The sequence below is a fragment of the Legionella stuttgartensis genome (assembly GCF_977063405.2).
The window spans coordinates 89,755-108,347 of sequence record NZ_CDRUHA020000109.1 but is presented as its reverse complement, the minus strand read 5'-3'; the positions used below and the strand labels follow the sequence as shown (position 1 = coordinate 108,347).

Genomic DNA, 18,593 nt, shown 5'->3' with positions numbered 1-18,593 from the left:
CCCTTCGAAATGAGTTCGACGTTGCTTTACTATAAAAGACTGGCATGTTCATTACTGTGTTGGATGGGTGAAGTTTTTTCTTGATGAGCTGATCGCTTAATAGCAATGAGCGTCATGCAAGCACAAAACAACAGGTATAAAGCAGGTGCTTCAGGTAAGTTTAAGGTTTGGATGAGTTGAGTAAAAGCAAGTGGTGCAATGCCACCAAATAGTGCAATACCGAGACTATAACTGAACCCAACCCCAGAGTATCGTAAATGAGCTGGGAACGATTCACTAATAAGAACCACATAGCTTCCATTGATCATTGCACCAAACAAAGCAAAACATAAGGTAAAAATCCAAATGAACGATTCGCCAAAATGATTCAGACCATAAAAGAGCGGATAAGATGATAAAATCAACAGTGAGGCGCCCAGCGCAAGTAGTTTTTTGCGATTATAGCGATCCGATACGCGTCCAAAGACAGCTGTTAAGATTGCGAAACTTAAAAAGCTTACTAAATTAATCAAATACGTATGGGTTATTTTGAGTTTGACTATAGATGTAAGATAGGCCGGCAAATATAAAAAAAGCGAGATGATACTGGAAGAAGTAGCAGTGAATAAGAACGCATGGAATAATTTTGCCCTTGATAAGGTCCACAATCCCCAAAAGGGTCTATGATGCAATCGCTCTTCTTTTGCCATGGCTAAAAAAACGGGTGTTTCAATCGATTGTCTTCGAATAATATAGCTGATAATACCTAATCCAAAGCCAATTATAAAAGGAATGCGCCAGCCCCAGCTCATCATTTGGTCCTGGTTTAATATGGATGTAAGAATAAATCCTACTAATGCGCCAAGACTATTACCCAGGGTAATGCACATGAATACAACACCAATAGCAAATCCACGTGTTTCTTGAGGGACGTGTTCGATCGTAAAAACTGCGGCCCCAGGAATTTCGCCTCCCACAGAGAAGCCCTGAATTAAGCGTAGAAAAATGAGTAAAATGGGTGCGGCCATGCCTATGGAATGGTAATTAGGTAGGCATCCCATAAGCAGAGTTGCGGTTGCCATCATAAAAACGGCAAGCGAAAAAGCAGATTTTCGACCAAATTTATCACCCAAGTGCCCAAATACCATGCCCCCTATAGGACGTGCTAAATACCCCAATGCAAAGACAGCAAAAGTATTCATTAGGCCAATAAGTGTATTGGTATTTGTGAAAAAATTCTGGCTAATGTATGAGGCAAAGAGTGCATAAATCGTAAAATCATAAAATTCTAGTGCGCCGCCTAGAGCAGTGAGTGTCACTATTTTATATTGCTCTTTATTCATCATTTATCCTTTTGCTTGCATAGGATGGGCAGGGTTGTTGTTATCATGAATCAAGTCTTCTATAAACTCTCTGATTAGTTGATTAAACAAGGTCGGTTGATCCAGCATGACGGCATGTCCTGCGTTACTCAATGTATGAATTTTATTACGCCACAAATTTTTAAATCGCAGCTCATTTTGAACATAATCATAGTTAATCGCGATGTCATGTTCTCCTGCAACAACAGCGATCGGTTTATCCCATTCAGCAATGATGTTGCATTGATTTTGACCTACTCCATTTAAAATCGATTGAGGATATAAGAAACGTGCTCCCTCATCGGTAGCAAGTATTGCATCAACTAAAAATTCTTTTTCTTCACTGCCATCGTATCCTGAAACTTTTGCGAGTAATTTCGCCTCTTCCCGTGTCAATTCTTTTTTACCAAAACAGGCCATTATTTCAGGCTCGAGTACCTTAAATCCTTTCTGGATTCCCTGAAGCGATACCTCAAAAGGGGGGGTGCCCGTTATAAGTATTCCAGCCAATTGTGGTACTTTGGATGCCATTTCTAAAGCAACGTGTCCTCCGAGAGACCATCCAATAACAATCAATTGTTGAATCGCCAATTGTTGAACTGCCTCGAGCACTACTTCTGCAAAGCCAGGAAAACTATAAGTTTTTAAAGGATTAATAGGGGATTCACTTTCTCCATAACCCGGTAAATCGATAGCAATTCGATGATAGGATTTGAACGCATCAGAATTCATCTGGTATTTGAAAAAGTTTTTATTGGTGCAATGTCCATGAAGAAACAACAAAGATACCGGCATTCCTGAATTCTCTTCCCAGATAGAAAGAGTGCCCAAAGAAGTGTGCATTTATATTTTTCCATGAATTAAAATTGGAACATATGATAGCATGTTTCGCATCAGAGATATTTTTTTACTAGAGAGTATTAGGAGTTGGCAGTATTGAATTTTTTTGAGCTTTTCTGATGTGAGCTGAGAGCGGATTTACATGCTTCACACCTTAGACGAGGGAATTGTCCGGGACTTGATGTCCCGGAATTTATGACTATCGCATTTTCATGGATTCGTATTTACTCCCGGGGCTATCACTTGATGTTGCAATTGATTTAAATATGCTTAATCGAGTTTTACCCACAGAAGTCTCCTTTTTTTGACTTTCAACGAGTGTCTTGGCATCTTGGATGATCAGTTTAAACGCATCGCAACAATTTTCTCCATTCAATTCTTTAGCATAAGTATCATTAAAAAATTGAGCGATTTCTGAGGTACCGTTTTCGCTTAACTCCAAGGCGGTGCATTCATTTATAATGGACCTTAAATGAGAGAAATTGATATTAACTTTGTGATCTAAACTCGCAAATGCATTCCTTTCAAGCTGATTAAGCAAGTGGAGTATCGATTTCCCATTTTCAATAGCCAAAAATTTCTCAATTTTTCCTATTTTTGGAATAAAATCATCATTCCAGATAGCGAGCTCATCGCTGGATTTAAGATAAAGTAGAGTAAGCCCCAAAATATGTCTGGAAAAGTCGGTTAAGGAGACCGAACCAGGCTCCTGATTTGCAAATTTTAAAAAAGATTTCTCAATAAGGCCGAGAAAGAATTCTATTTCAGGAGTTCCCCCTACTGCTTTAACAGATAAAAAAAGTTCATTTAAAAAAGTTTCGCCATCTTTTTTACTTATTTCCGGGAGCGTTTTCAATAATTCACGCATTATTTTTAAGTACCACATAATCAATCACCATAAAGTTAATTTGTATAAAAGGTATAAAAAACATATTAAGTGAATATTAATCGATCTTAGTAGAATTACGATGGAAGGCTTTTCTTTAAATATATGAGACCATAACATTATATTTTGCAAAAGTGATATTTTTTTCAATAAATGTTCATTAATTAAACATCGAGCTTTTTTTGAACTAATATGATACTAAGTGAGTACTGATTTTACGGTGCTTCATTATGGACATGAAGGATAATTTGGACCACAACAAGCGCATGCCATTAGTTTTTATTGGCCATGGCTGTCCCATGAATGCAATTCAAACCAATAAATTTACATTAAAATTGCAGGAATTAGCTGGCAAAATTCCTCAACCAACGGCAATTGTATGTATTTCAGCACACTGGTTAACTGAAGGTACTTGGGTCACCCATATGTTAAATCCAAAAACGATCCATGATTTTTATTGCTTCCCAAAAAAGCTTTTTGATATGACATACCCGGCCCCAGGCTCTCTTGAAACGGCAGAACTCATTAAAACCATAGTCACGCGAACTTCGATCAAACTGGATGACAAACAATGGGGATTGGATCATGGAACTTGGTCGGTGATGCGACATATATATCCACGGGCAAATATTCCTATTGTTCAGCTCAGCCTGGACCTAGAACAATCTGAAGCGTTTCACTATCAAATTGGCCAGCAGTTACAATCACTTCGAGAGCAAAACATTCTCATCGTCGGTAGTGGTAATTTAGTACATAATCTTTCCAAGATCAGTTGGGAGTGCAAATCAAAACCTTATGATTGGGCGGTTGAGTTTGACGACTGGCTCAAAGAAAAATTAATAGCCAGAGATTTTCCTGCATTAATTTCCCATTATAGAGATACTCTTTCAGGGAAGCTGAGCGTTCCTACTCCTGATCACTACTATCCATTGTTTTATATTTTAGGTGCTGCTCATAATGAAGATAAGCTAGATTTCATTTATGAAGGGATTGAGAATAGTTCTATTTCAATGCGCACATTTCTTTTTGGATAAAAATAAACAATAAAGGCTTAACTTTTTGATCTAATTAACAAATAATAAATAAACCGTCTTAAAAGGAATTACAAATGCAAGCTCATATGGATAAACCACATATGCAATTAGCAATTATGTCTCGCTGGTATGTTGTATCACGAGCATTACATGCAGTAGCCAAATTAGGTATCGCAAATCATCTGGCCTCTGGGCCGAAAAAAATCGACGAATTGGCCCAAGTTACAGAAACTAAGCCCGAATTGCTTGGTAGGGTATTAAAATTTCTAAGCAGTTACGATTTATTTAATTATGATAATGGTTTTTATTCATTGACTGAATTATCCAAACCGCTGCGTGATGAGGATCCTCATTCAATGCGGGATGTATTGTGTATGGTTGATGATACTTGGTGGCAAGCGTTTTCACAGTTAGACGCCAGCATTAAAACTGGAATACCCGCATTTGATCTACAACATGGCGATGATTTTTTTAGTTTTCTTAGTAAAAATACAGAGAAACAGCAAAATTTTGATAGAGGGATGGCTAAGTTATCTTCTTATGATGAAGTGGCAATTAGCAATGCATACAATTTCGCTACTTTTTCTAACTTTGTTGATATGGGCGGTGGACGAGGGGGGCTTGTGAAAGCAATAACCCACCAATATCCCCAGTTAAAGGCTATTCTTTTTGATACACAGTCAGTGATTTGCCAATTAGATCCTAAAAAATTTTCCAATCAAGTAACCCTTCAAGCAGGTGATTTTTTTGCGACCATCCCGCAAGCAGATGCTTATACTTTCAAAGGAGTTTTGCATGATTTTAATGATGAAATGATGCATAAAATATTAAAGAACTGTGCTCAACAAATGTCTCCCAATGCGACCTTATTTATCATAGAGCAAGTAATGCCTGATGACGATAAGCCTCATCCTAATAAAACGATGGATATTGTGATGATGGTATTATTAGGTGGCAGACAACGGACCTTGTCCGAATGGCAGCAATCAATTGAACCCGCGGGATTTATCTTTAAAAACAGTTATCCAACAAATAGTTTATTCACTTTAATGGAATTTAAGCCTAAAACCTCAGGATGAGTGTTGTCTGGTGCAGCGTAACGAACTCCCTGGGCTTCGCTACGCTGCACCCAGGTTACTAATTGTGATGCAAAACCGAGCAAAAAATATTATGGGGATCATAAAGTTCTTTTAATTTAATCCAATCAGTATATCGCTCTGCAAAATGATTTTGCCAAAATTTTTTATCTGGGGACTCACCCAAATATCCGGAAAGATAGCGTTTGCCTCCTTGGGATAAAAAGAGTGCATCCAAGTGTTTGATGGTTTCTAAACAACTCGGAATTAATGCGTTAGGTAAGCCTGGATTTAAGATCATGAAGGCAAAAATATCTTTATCCTTAGGCAATTGCAGAAATCCAGCTGGAGCAAGTGGTGCAATCCGAGCAAGATGTACCACAGTGGCATAATGTAAAGGCAAAGTTGCCAATAATTCTTCCAGATTATTTAATTGTGAACCGGGTATGAAGCATTCATACCACGGATGTTGCAAGTCCCATTGCCCGGTTATTTTCATTGCATTGAAACGTGAATCATGGCGGTGCAAATAAGAGTGAATGGATTCTTCTTGAGTGTGGAGTAAGCGCCAGGGCTTTAAGCCTAAATCACTAAAATCGGGTGGGAAATTGTCATATTCAAGCGCTACATGAAGGGAATAAAACCATTGGGCGAAAGGTGCTCGACCTTTTGCGGATAATTTTGCACCTTGTATTGCCGGGGTGCAAAATGATTCTACATAATCTGCTTTGGTTTGACACAAAAGCAAATCATTAAGCCATTCATCCTTGTCTAAGTAAATTAAGAAGAACGTTCTCACATTTTTTAAACAAGGCCTTAATGCAATACATGCTTTGGTAATCAGACCAAAACGTCCTTGTCCTCCTAAACAGGCTTGCGTTAACGAAGATTGTTGCTCTGTTTGGATCAATTCGCCATTCGCTTGCACTATTTCTAGCGCTTTGACATGGGCCGTAACGCTACCGTATTTAAATGATGAAGCCCCCATTCCGCCAGCAGAGAGTACGCCTCCAACTGTTAAATTACAATTATGAGGGACTACATAAGGGGTCATGGAGTGTTTTAAGGTATTATCCAACAATGAGGCCCATGTCGTATTTGCTTCAACCCAAATAGAGTTTGAATCAGCTTCTGAGGCACGATTGAAATGTTTCATATTGAGGAGCATGCCACCGGAGACTGCGAGCGATTGTCCGCTCTGACTCATTCCATTACCTCGGAGGGTGATAGGCAGTTGATTCTCATGAGCATATTGTATGAATGATTGTGTTGCTGCGGTGGTTTGGGGTTCAAAAGCGGCAATTGGATCAGAATGAATCAATTTACCGAAATCTTCACGAAAAAAAACAAGCGAATGCCCATCGCTGAGCATCGCTTGTCCAAACTTTTTTTTACACTGCTTTATGTGAAATGAGTTCCACTGGTTCTTTGTTTGCAGCATCTTGATGATTCCTTTGTTTTGCCAGTTCGAGTCTTCGATTACAAGCAATAATCAAGCCATCGAACATCTGGTTAAATGCATCGTAGCATCGGTCAACCATTTTTAATGCTTCGCGTCGAATATGAATGGGTACTTGTCTTGAAAACAAAGACCGCTCCATTTCTTCTTCAAACAAGGCATGAGCCATTTCTACTTCTAAGTGTGATGTGGAGAAATATTTGAGATTTTTATCTTCCCCAGTTTTCTTCACTTGTTTTGAAACTTTTTCAAAGAACACATGTCCTGATGATTCAATCGTTAAAAGGAGAACAATATTTAGAATTTCATCATTCGCTTTATATACTTCGGCTAAAATAGCATAAGCAGCATCGCGAGTTAATTGAGTTTCTTTACTGTAGAGCCAACTTACATCATTAGTATCATTTGCTGAATCAATGTTTACTGCACCCATATACTTCTTATCATGTAGAAACCATTTTTCATGGCCTGCATCTTCGAGTCTGTGGTGACGAGCGACTTTTCGTAAGTAAGGGTCATTTACTCGTTCTTCGTTTATTCTTAAAATATCTTGGAATGTCATAGCCCAAAAGGTCAATTCAGGAACAAAATAACTTAATTCTTTTAAACTTTTCAATTGTTCTAGGATTTCAAAAAAAGGATGATTCATGAATTCTTGTTGTTTAGAATCAATATAATCTTGTATGATTTTCATAGCCATCTCCATGAGAAAAATTTGTTGGACACTTCTAACAATGCATTTCGCATACCAACTTTTTTTCTCCAGTTTGCTCAAAAAACTATGAAAAAAGGTTATTTGTGCCCTTTTTTAATAAAAGGCAACTTGAATCTGTCAATCTTTATGAGCAAATAATAATCTATATGTCAAATTTTTGGCAAAGCAACCCCTTGAATTTTTTTAACTATTTTAAAATTCAAATCAATTATGCCAATTTTTTGTCATATTGTTTTAATTCTTTCTCTACTTTACTCCAATCAATCTCTTCAATTCGCTCCACGTTATCGCATATTTTATTTAAAAATTCCGCTTGTAACTCCCCATGCGCTTGCGCTTCCGCATACGGGGTATTCGTAAACATCACCAAAACATGTTTTGAAACATAATGCTGAGGGTATCGATGCATTAATTCATGTCCCAACTGTTTTTTTAAGTTAAATCGTTTGTCTGTGATGTCGATTTGAATTTCATGAAAATTATCCATAGACATTTGGGCTACAGCATCGGTATTTATTTTTCTTGAACGATAAAATTCGGGCATTACTTTTTGCCAATTATCATGATATTGATCCAGCAGTTTATTCAAAATCCGACAGTCTTCAAAAGCACTATTCATTCCCTGCCCAAAAAAAGGCACCACACCGTGCGCTGCATCTCCTATTAGAAGGCATTGATCTTGGTAATACCATGGGTCACATTTTATAGTACTCATATTACCGGTAGGATGTTGGGTAAATTCTTCAATTAGATGAGGCATTTCGACATATGCATCTGGAAATGACTCTTTAAAAAAATTATTTATTTTGAATTCATTATCCAACTCAGCAAAACTGTTTTTTCCTTCATGGGGTAGAAATAGGGACCCCGTAATGGATTGATCGAGATTAGGATTTCCTAATAATAAAAAGGCCTCTCTTGGCCAGAGGTGTAAATGTTCGTGAATAAGGTGATTTTGGCCAGGCTCTCCAATGGATAACTCTTTATATCCATAAGGTAAGAACGTTCGTGATGCATGTACCAAATGCTTCGCCTGCAAATGCTCACGAACACATGAACCTGCTCCATCGGCGCCAATGAGAAGTTCGTACTTATGTTTTAGAAAGGAACCATTAGGTAATTCAAAAATGGCAATTTTATTCTGAACATCCATGTCAGTGAGCTTCGTATTGAAGTTGAGTTTTACCTTAGCAAATTTCTCTACTTCAGTAAGTAATAATTTATTGAGCTCGTTTCGTAGAATTGCATTAATATACTCATCCTGATCTCGGCCAAACGATTGATATTTAATTTGTCCTTGAGTTTCATGAATCGCACGAGCTCGCATGGGAACCATGAGTTTTTTCACCAGTGGCATGATACCTACCCCTTCCATGCCAGTAATGCCACGACATGATAAAGCCAGGTTAATGGAGCGTCCATCATCTGCATGCAAGCGTCTTAGATCGGGTCGTGCATCAAATAACTCCAGTTTGTAACCTCTTTTTGCCAAATAGAGTGCAAGTAAGGTTCCTGCCAAACCTGAACCAATAATGGTTACTTCTTTCATTCCAGTCTCCTTAGAACGATTGCGGTCTGAAGTAAAATCGGGTTTTAATCCAGTTGGCACAGGACTATCCACTCGTACCGATATTCACTTCAGACGAACAATTACTACGACTGCTTATTTATTAATAATCAATTCACATCATAAAAAATACCTAAAAATCACATCATAATTTTTACCAGCAAGAATCGTACCGATTTGAGAAATTCTAGAGAAAATAGTAGGAAAATTTATGGAGTTATAAAAATTAATAGTGTTGGCGAATGAACTCTTTCAAGTCTTCTGCTTTTTGGGGCATTGCAAAATAATAGCCCTGAGCATAGTCACAACCATGCTGCATAATAAATTCACGTTGTAAGTCTGTTTCAACTCCTTCGGCTAATACCTGTAAATTTAAGCTATGCCCTAAATTAATGATGGCCCTTGTAATGGCGGCGTCATTTTCTCGATTGACTAACTCACTAATAAATGAGCGATCGATTTTTAATTTATCTACAGGAAATTGCTTCAGATAAGCCAAACTTGAATAACCCGTTCCGAAATCATCAATAGCTAATTTTGTCCCCATGTCTTTCAATTCATACATGGTTTCTACCGCATGTTTTACATTATCAACAAGCAGGCTTTCGGTGAGTTCTAATTCCAGGAATTTGGCAGGTAAACCGGTTTCAAGCAGAATATTCTCAATGACTTCAGATAAATGAGCCTGACGAAATTGCCGGCCAGAAATATTGACTGCTACCGTTAGTTGGTCATAACCTTGGTGATGCCAACGTACAAGTTGACTACATGCTTCGCGCAAAACCCACATGCCTATATCAAGAATTAAGCCATTTTCTTCTGCCATCCCTATAAAATCATTAGGAGGAACATCTCCTAAGATATGGCTGTGCCAACGTAATAATGCCTCAAAGCCAATAATTTTATTCGTAGCTAAATCAATGAACGGTTGATACACCAGATGAAATTCATTTCGCTTGAGTGAATCACGCAATGCATTGTCCAGTTGCATTCGATTAATGACGCGCATATTCATCTCTTTATCATAAGTACGATATGTATTGCGGCCATTATCTTTCGCATGATACATCGATAAATCAGCACATTTCATTAAGGATTCATAATCATCACCATCCTTAGGGTAATAGCTGATGCCTATACTCCCAGTGATTTTTAAATTATGTTGATCAATTTGAATCGGTTTGGCTATAGAAGCAAGTATTTCTTCTGCTTTTTGCTGAGCCTGTTGCTCGCTAGTCACATCCTGTAACAAAACCACAAACTCGTCACCACCCAGGCGGCAAACGGTGTCAAAATCGTCAGTAGCAATTACCAAGCGGTTCGATACCGCTTGCAGCATTCTATCGCCAATACTATGGCCTAAAGTATCGTTGGTCATTTTAAAGTGATCCAGATCAAGGAATAAGAAACCCAGCATAGAGCCTTTTTTCTTGGCCAGTAAAATAGCTTGATCTACACGGTCGATTAGTAACACTCGATTAGGTAATTCAGTGAGCGAATCATGAGTTGCTTGTTGAATTAATTGTTGTTCCATTTCTCGACGTTGGGTGACATCGTTAAGAATGCAGACGTAATGCTTGACGTTATCAAATGAATCTCTGACAGGTGCCACACTTACTTCAGCCCAAAAAACTTCACCACTGCGTCGATAACTTTCTAATTCCACAGTTTCTTCACGTAATTCCTTAATCGCCAGAGTAATCCGTTTATGATTCACATGCTCCACTTGACTACCATGCAAAAAGGAAAGACTTTGTCCTAATATTTGTCGTTCGCTATATCCTGTAATGCGCTCAAATGCTTTATTAACATAAATAATTGGCAAATCAGGTTTAGAAATATCAAGAATCGCCACGCCATGGGTACTTGCTTCAATGGCTCGTTCTCGGATACGAAGTTCATCTTCTTCCAGTAGTTTTTGGGTTATATCCCTGAAGCTGTACACTCTTCCAACAATCTCAGAACCTATTCGTTGCGGTTGGGTAAATCGTTCAAAAATTCGTCCGTCTTTAAAATGCAAAACGGGTAGTTCTCCTTGCCACTCCGGATTTTCATAAAGATATTTTACATCTGCAATTACTGCTTCAGGATTGCTTAATTGTTGTAAAATATATTCAAATCCAATACTTTCAGTACCTGATTCCAACATATGGGAGGGAATTCGCCACATTTCTACAAATTTTTGATTCCAATCAACTACTTGGCCTTTTCCGTTTACCATCATAATGCCATCAGCAGTTGATTCAAGTGTGGCGCGTAAAAGGGATAAGGATTTTTCCAGTTCTATATTTTTTTCAAGAATATCATGCGTCTTTATATTAATATTTTCTGAAAGTGGAGCTTTAATCGAACGCTGAAATTCGGGTTGGGTGTGATACCATCGTTCAAGAAGGATAGATAGGTTAGAGGTAGGTGTAATTATTCCTAATTCTTCACATACATTGATAAGCGATGGTTCCCGGCCTTGCTTTTTAACTCGTTCCGCAGCCGCTGCCACCTCTTTATAATCTAGTTCACGTCGCGCCATGTTCCCTCACTCACTCCCCTCAGTACTAGCTAATGAATTAACTTATTATTCGAAGCCAGTTCAATTTAAATTATATACGCTTAATGGATTTTTGCCTAAAAAGAAATCAATTGATATTTATAAGTTAATAAGCAGGGGATAAATAGACATGGTTCTGGAAGGATTCCCGCTTTCGCGGGAATGGGTTTTGACTTATTTTGGGGGAGCAGGTACGGTTACGGGCTGAGCTTGCTTTCCTGCCAATTGCTGTACTTGGGTGTTCACCGTTTGTATTTGGGTTTGCAATTGACTTTGTACGGTCTTGATTTGATTTTGCAGCTGGCTATTTGATGTTTGTATTTGTTGTTGTAAATCATTTTGTACTTTTTGAATTTGTGCTTGGAGTTGCGTGTTAAGTTGTTGTATTTGCTGTTGTTGCTGGGCTTGTAATTGTTTTAACTGATTTTGGATTTGCGTATTAAATTGTGCTATTTGATCATCAGCAAAAGCAGCATTGGCCAAAAAGAGAGTACAAAAAAGTGATTTTGCTAAAATTTTCATTACTATTCCCTTAATTGAAAAAATAAACGGACATAATACTTTAACCTAATAATCAATGAATTGACTAGAAAGCTAATGAATTTATTAGCATAACAGATAATGGGATTGAAATAGTTCTAACGTTTAAAACCGAGGTAACAAAGAAGGATTCCCAAGAGGAGTTCAAATCCGGCGGCACTGTAGGCAATATTTTTATTTTGCGTAAAGAGAAAAGTGGCGTGATCAATATAGTGAGGATAAAAAATTATACTTGCCCCTTTGAGCAATACGACCCAACTAATCAAGGTGATTAAAAGCCGCCAACTCCACTCCCAAATATTATGACTTACAACCATAAGTAACCCAAGAATAAGAGTCCAAAGGCCGAGGACAAGCATTAATGGCGCATTTTTAAGCAAATCTTGAACATAGATTGTAAATTGTTCCAGATTGAGAAACATCGCTAAACTAACGATGATAAGATAAATTCCCAGAACTTTACTTAAAAATTTGGATTTGTCCATTTTTAAGGATTCCTTTTTTCTCTATATCTTAAGTGTAGCTCTTGATTCAAAGAAGTTCTATGAACTCATATAGACCAGGTTTAATTAGTTTCATATCCCAGGTTTTTAATACACTAATATTTCTTGTCGGTGTTGCTCTTCTTCAGCTACATTCATTACATTACGTGGGTTTGGGGGTGGGAATAAGCTTTGGCTTTGTGCGTAGGTACGAGCTGCAAAATATTCCATCGTGATGTTTTGTGCTGTATCTATCAGTAATTTAAATTTTTCGGTCAGAATTTTGATAAATTCAGCAAAGTTATAATGACTTAACTCAGTGAGCATGAGCCGATTATCAAGGGCTTTAGATAGAGGGAGTCTTCCATGAAATGTGGTTGGATTTTGGGTGCCAATGAGGCAAAAACCTGGTTTTTTTGGCGGATTGCCTTCAAGATCATAGCCTGAAAGAAGGGCATTTAGTAATTGTTCATGAATTTGGGTATTAAATTCTTCGATACAAACAACTTGGCCTTTATGAAATGCATCTAAGAGTTTTTTTTGTAGCTCTTTAGGATTAGTGGGTGCTATCGTTAGATATTCAATTCCTTTGGCTTTGAGTAGTGTATGAACTAACCGGCTTTTGCCCAAACCAGGCTCTGCCTCAAGAATAATTCCGTTAATACCCAGCTCCTGATCCCATTCCCCTTTTATTTTCTTTTCTCGAATAAGCAGGAGCATTTCGATACTCAAAGCAATTTTATTACGCGAATCAGTCCAGATAAATTGCGTGTCGGTAGTTTTGGGATGCCATCGTTGCAAGACTTCTTTGAGTTGTTTCTTCTCTTTGTTCCAGTTTTTTCCTTGTTTTATATCATGACGAATGTGATGGCTTAACTTTTTATCCAGACTTAATGTTTTGATTTCACTTAAAATGGCATAACGCATCAAGAAATCATGAGTCATCAACTTGGTTTGCGAATTTTCTTTTAAAATAAAATAGCGCAGACACATCATTTGAGCATTTCGCGGTGTGATATTGAGTCCGGCATCTTGTGCTTTGGCATAGTAGACCTCGATGAGTTTTAATAAGTCGCTGGCATCATCATTTGACTCAAGGAGTGGTGTTAATATTTTTTTTAGTGGTTGTCCTTCAAATGGTAAGTAGTTTGGGAATCGTTTAAATAAATTAGGCTCAAAACGCCCCTCATAATGAGTAGGATTTCCAGCAAAAATGATTTTATGATTTTTTAATGGATAACATGTGCCTTCATACCAAAACTCTTTGTCGCCGCGAGCCAGTGCGTCAAACAGAGCATAATGCTCCTGACTTATATTGGCTTCATCAATAAATAATATAGGTTGGCTCATACCTTCGTGTTCAAGCCAATTTTTTATCCCCGCGAATCCATGATAGATGGTGATGGGTTTATGATGTTCCTTTCCATACTTAGGCAATATTTTTTGGACGAAATAGCTTTTTCCAGTGCCCGTTTTACTGGTTAAAAATGCAAACGGATGATGAGCCAGGTAGTCCAGCACCATTTCAGGGGTTGTTGGATCTGCACACTCCGGAAGAATTCCTGCGCTCCATTTCAGTTTTTTGATTAAACCGTCAATCCATTGCGAATGGAGTGTTGTGTTGGTGGGCAAATCAATGAAATGGCTGTGGCAGGGTGTTAGTTTGAGCTGTTGATAGGTTTTTTTTAATTGTTCTGCCAATTCAGAGTTTAATCGAGAGAAGTCTTCTTCAGGTTTATAGGTGTGAATGGTCTTATGAATGGCTTTAAAAGGGGCAGCATGGTCACTAATCAAAGTGATGTTTGGGGCTGAAACGGCTTCCCCATTGACCCACAGAGTAGGGGGATCAATAAAGAGCGTTTGTAATTGTTGCGCCAAAGTTGTTGAAAATTGTCCTTTGAAAACTAACGGTTTACCTGTTTTGATGGCTTTAAGTAATTGAGTTTCTTCACCCTTAAATAGTTTGTTTTTTAAAGAAACGTGGAAAAACAAACTGTTAAAATTGGTTTTGGGATCAATATTGATCGTGATGGCATCTGTTGGTTTATAATGTTCTTCAGCATCATCTAAATCATTAGAAATAATGAGGCGATTGCTCTGTCCTAACTCTTCGATGGGAATAATTGATTTTTTCAATGGCTCTGGAATAAATACCTTGGGTGTTGTCTTAATAGTTAGAGTGCATTGCGCTTTTTTGGCTTCCCTCAAGAGGCTGTACCACTGAATTTCAGTTAAATTATCAGTCACCAGCAGTTCGAGTGATTGGTCTAAAGCAAAAAAACCAGGAAGGGGTTTAAGCGTATGATTCTTGGTAATTTTATATTGATTGGAAAATAGGGGAAGAGTTGTCTGGTTAACAATTCGTTTTTTCCCCGCTGCGGCTACAGGTCTGATGACGTCAGGATAAGTACTCAAGTCAGGTTGAGCAAATTCCAGATGAAAGCCCTTAGGCAATTCATGCCATTCTCCATTAAAGAAAAAACGGTTTTTTGCCATTAATTCAGTGATCAAGAAGCGAAATTTAGGATCTTCAAATGGTGCATTATGCACAATTAATTTGGGAGTTTTATTCCTGGCGGCTTTCATAAGTGCACCGGGAAGAATATCTAAAGTCCCTTCATCGAATGTATGTCTTCCTAGAAAAATGGATTCCCAATTTAAGGTGGAAGGAAACAGCACATCATCATCACCCACAGGTCGATTCAACTTAATCTCTGGAAAAGCCATGGGAGGTATTTCAGGTGCTTGACTGATGGCATCAAAACGTGAATAAAAATCATCCCCCATTTTAAACGCAGAAAGCTCATCCATTCCCACAACGACATGCACATTAGGTGGGATAGAAAGACCGCCAAGATTAGGTTCGTCCTTGTCAATGATGCTATTTAAACTGACATGGCGGGCTTTAGGATCAGACCAGTTAATAAACCAGGTATATGATTCACTGGGATTTAAAGCAGCATTCTTTAAAAACTGACTTATGGGACTATCTACCTGTTGGTCATTGTTATGTTCCACGCGTAAATTACGGAGAACCAGGGCGTCTAAGTCACGCGAGAAAAAAGTGTTTTTGTAACCTGAGGATGCTTGATGGAGCGCCTCTATTCCCTGATTGTCTTTAAAAATAAGCCATTGTTTTGTACACCAATCCTTGGAGGTAAGTTTTTTTACCAGCTCATCTGCATTTTGGGCTTGAATTGGTACGCTATTCCAAGTTTGAAAGCGGTTATCTGCTTTTAACGGGCTAACTATCTTTTTGGTTTTCTTTTCTTCTGTTTTCTTTTCACTTCTTTTTTCATTCAGTGGCGGCATAGGGAGAGCGATCACGTGAGCCGCACCTCCACCCAAATCCAACGTTAAATTCATATCTTTGTGTTTAACGAGAACGAATTGATGGGTATCGTTATCGACAAGACTGGCTTCGATTTGCAATGCGTGTGCCAAAGCACAAAAGACTTGGGATCGATGCCTGCACACTCCTGCACGTTGTTTGATTAAGGAATTCAAGACGTAAATTGCGTTTCCTTTTATGTCTGCTGCAGCGGCCTCCTCTTCAAAGCGGCAATATTCGGCCAGTGCTTGAATGCGTTGAGTCGGATGCAGTTTTAACAACTTTTGATATTCATTACAGTTAATTAAGGCTCCTGTGTGATCAAAAGATAACCTGGACATCCACTCTAAATGTTCTTTGGGTGCCTTTTTTTTAAGGGTGAAATCAATGTTATTTCCAGGTTCAATGACGTAATTGATCAGACATGATTCAAGTTCTTTTTTAAACTTGATGAAATGATAACCGGTAGTGTTACATCTTTTTAATTCAAAATCTGGGTGTTGTGCTGCATAGTGGAACAATTTATCGTTAGTGCTTAAGGCGGGCAATTGATGCCATTGACCCATTAGAGGCTTCTCAAAAGTAATTTGCCCATAAACGAGTTTTTTGGAGGTTTCTGAGTGATTAAATTGCTCTTCTAACTGTTGGGTAGTGCATTTTAAGGATTCAGGAACTGATTCTAGATTTTCTTCTAAAGGGATGTAGGGTTTAAAATTTTTAGTAAAAGGGAACCAAAAAAATGTATTAAGATGATAAGCCGAAACGTGAGGGTTGGGACCTTCTTTCGTTTTGAAAATCATGCGTGCAGGCAAGGATGGAATCTGGTCAGTCTTGCCTATATTTCCATCAAGAGATAAAGAGCCATCTGTATATTCATATTCCTGTGGTTGTTTTGAGCCGGTTTCTAATAAGTTGATTTCAATGTGTGGGTAACTGTGTTGAAACCATTGTGCCGCAACTAAATCATTCCTGTTTCGTGACCTGGGGAACGATATAGATTTTAAGTTAGGTGCTATTTTAATTAATTGATTTAATTGCGAAAAGCTCAAAGCATTTAAAGAGAAAGTGATGTGGGATAAAGACGAGAGCGAACCAGGTTCCAGAGCATTTAGTAAAGCAAGAAGATCATCAGGATTATCAATTTCAATTTCATTTAAATTCGGTGCAGCCAGGAAAAGATAGAACAATTGTTCTGAAGAAATGTGAGTTCCTGGTGCAATGAGTTTTTTTAAGTTGGGCAATGAGTTTGGGACAAGATTAATCGATTCAAAATCAAGATAGCAGGATGATAATTCAAGATGAGTTAAATTGGGGGCGTCGATTAATAGGCTATAGAGTTGCTCGGAAGCCATTTTTCCTCGGCCAAGGATAACCCTTTTTAAAGATTTGAGTTTGCTATCAGGTTGGATGAGAGGCTCACCATATTCTGTCCAATCAAATGAATAAATAAATAAAGTTTCGAGATTAGGAGCAGAGTTTACAAGAGTGTATATATCATCAAAAATGAAACTGGAGCTGATGGAAAGATCTTTTAAGTGTATAAGTGGGACACTCACCTGCAAAGACTCTTCCCAAGATAGGAGCAGATTGGCAAGTGCCAACTCTTTTAAATTAGAGGTTGCATTAATTAATGCATTTATTTGATGTGTCGATGTCTTTACACTATTTAATGAAAGAGTTTTTAAATTGGCTATTTTTTTAGAGAGTAGGGAGAGAGGTGGTCCCTTTGCAATTGTTCCGTTAACGAGACAAAGAGACATTAAATTTGGTGAATTGTTTAATAGCGATGCGAGCTGTTTAGCGGAAAAATTAATCTGTTGGGCTAATAAAAATCTTAATGAAGTAGTGAGAAGTAGCTCTTCATCTTCTTCATTCTCATTGTCATTCAATGGTTCCAATTCACAATTTTCTATGGCCAGTGAGAGTAGGCCTTCTCGTTTATTGAGAAAAGAAGATAGAGAGACGGAGCTGTTTGTTAATGAAATATGAACTAGTTTTTTGAGTATGTCAGGACGATTTTTTAATAAATAGGCGAAATAAAGTTTGTCCGCCTCGGCGGTGAGTTGAGGAGTTGCCAAAGTGGGTTGTAAGAATGGCGGAATCGGTTTTTCTTGTGGTTCACATTCGAGTGCTTTTTCAAAATGGATGTACTTTTGCCGCCAATCTCTATCCGTATTTATCTGAGTGTCAAATGACCATTCGAGTGCACCGACTAAATCTTTTTGTACCACTTCAGAGTCATTTAGATCGTTAAATAGGTTGGGTAAATACAGCGTTAAGGAATTGATAAAATGGAAAAATATATCAGGAGAACTCAACACTTTGGTGCAGAACGCATCAAACTCAGAGGTATTCAAAAAAGTAACCCGATCCCCGATGAGATTTAATTTTTTTAACTCAGCTGCTTCTTGGGAGGGATCCAGTTCATGATATTGGAGAGGGATGTTATCTACTTCCTCTACATCGTCTATTTTTTTTAAACCTTCCTCAGTAGGAAAATACACAGAAAAACAATCATCTAGTAATTTTTTTATAATCCGTTGTTTCAGGTAACGATTTTCGGTGGTTTCGCTCAACTTGCATTTAAGAATGATGATTTTTTTTTCGAGTTGAGCGGAGTTTATAGCAATGGTATCCCAGCATTCTGGATTATCTGCCAGAGCTTTATCCAGGTTCAGGACCCCGCCATTTGGCTCAACAGAAGATTCAATCGTTGGTAATTGATTTTTTTCATATAATAAGTCGAGATAATCGAGGATTTCCGTTTGGGTTTTCATG

12 protein-coding genes are annotated in these 18,593 nt (G+C 38.0%); 2 read left to right on the top strand and 10 right to left on the bottom strand.

Annotation, left to right across the window (positions count from 1 at the left end; translation table 11 throughout):
- Positions 1–29 precede the first annotated feature (29 nt).
- From ACWTEW_RS35275 to ACWTEW_RS35265, 3 genes are all read right to left on the bottom strand, one after another.
- Complete coding sequence (locus tag ACWTEW_RS35275; RefSeq protein WP_454782655.1) at positions 30–1,325, bottom strand: MFS transporter; 1,296 nt, start codon at positions 1,323–1,325, stop codon at positions 30–32.
- Positions 1,326–2,183, bottom strand: a complete 858-nt coding sequence (locus ACWTEW_RS35270; RefSeq protein WP_454782654.1) for an alpha/beta fold hydrolase — start codon at positions 2,181–2,183, stop codon at positions 1,326–1,328.
- Between the two features lie 196 nt (positions 2,184–2,379).
- Complete coding sequence (locus ACWTEW_RS35265) at positions 2,380–3,066, bottom strand: hypothetical protein (protein ID WP_454782653.1); 687 nt, start codon at positions 3,064–3,066, stop codon at positions 2,380–2,382.
- 230 nt (positions 3,067–3,296) lie between these two features.
- Between ACWTEW_RS35265 and ygiD the strand changes: the two genes are divergently transcribed.
- Both ygiD and ACWTEW_RS35255 read left to right on the top strand, forming a co-directional pair.
- The gene (gene ygiD / locus ACWTEW_RS35260) at positions 3,297–4,100 is read left to right on the top strand and encodes a 4,5-DOPA-extradiol-dioxygenase (RefSeq protein WP_454782652.1); all 804 of its coding nucleotides are present in this window, start codon (positions 3,297–3,299) and stop codon (positions 4,098–4,100) included.
- A 74-nt stretch (positions 4,101–4,174) separates the two neighbouring features.
- On the top strand, positions 4,175–5,179 hold the full coding sequence (locus ACWTEW_RS35255; RefSeq protein ID WP_454782651.1) for a methyltransferase: 1,005 nt from the start codon (positions 4,175–4,177) through the stop codon (positions 5,177–5,179).
- 58 nt (positions 5,180–5,237) lie between these two features.
- Here ACWTEW_RS35255 and ACWTEW_RS35250 read toward each other — a convergent pair whose 3' ends face one another.
- The 7 genes from ACWTEW_RS35250 to ACWTEW_RS35220 all read right to left on the bottom strand — a co-directional run bounded on the left by ACWTEW_RS35250 (position 5,238) and on the right by ACWTEW_RS35220 (position 18,592).
- Positions 5,238–6,617, bottom strand: a complete 1,380-nt coding sequence (locus ACWTEW_RS35250; protein ID WP_454782650.1) for an FAD-binding protein — start codon at positions 6,615–6,617, stop codon at positions 5,238–5,240.
- Complete coding sequence (locus ACWTEW_RS35245) at positions 6,568–7,329, bottom strand: hypothetical protein (protein ID WP_454782649.1); 762 nt, start codon at positions 7,327–7,329, stop codon at positions 6,568–6,570. Before ACWTEW_RS35245 ends, ACWTEW_RS35250 begins: the two co-directional genes overlap by 50 nt.
- Positions 7,330–7,558: 229 nt before the next feature.
- Entirely contained in the window at positions 7,559–8,899 is a 1,341-nt protein-coding gene (locus ACWTEW_RS35240) for an FAD-dependent oxidoreductase (protein WP_454782648.1), read from the bottom strand.
- Between the two features lie 244 nt (positions 8,900–9,143).
- A complete protein-coding gene (locus ACWTEW_RS35235; protein WP_454782647.1) occupies positions 9,144–11,444 on the bottom strand; it encodes a sensor domain-containing protein in 2,301 nt (766 codons plus the stop codon).
- Positions 11,445–11,636: 192 nt separating this feature from the next.
- Positions 11,637–11,984 (bottom strand): hypothetical protein, encoded by a 348-nt coding sequence (locus ACWTEW_RS35230; protein WP_454782646.1) that lies wholly within the window; start codon positions 11,982–11,984, stop codon positions 11,637–11,639.
- Positions 11,985–12,100: 116 nt separating this feature from the next.
- On the bottom strand, positions 12,101–12,487 hold the full coding sequence (locus tag ACWTEW_RS35225) for a hypothetical protein (protein ID WP_454782645.1): 387 nt from the start codon (positions 12,485–12,487) through the stop codon (positions 12,101–12,103).
- A gap of 105 nt (positions 12,488–12,592) precedes the next feature.
- Positions 12,593–18,592 carry a hypothetical protein gene (locus ACWTEW_RS35220; RefSeq protein WP_454782644.1) on the bottom strand — a complete coding sequence of 2,000 codons (6,000 nt, stop codon included), beginning with the start codon at positions 18,590–18,592 and terminating at the stop codon, positions 12,593–12,595.
- Position 18,593: the final 1 nt, after the last annotated feature.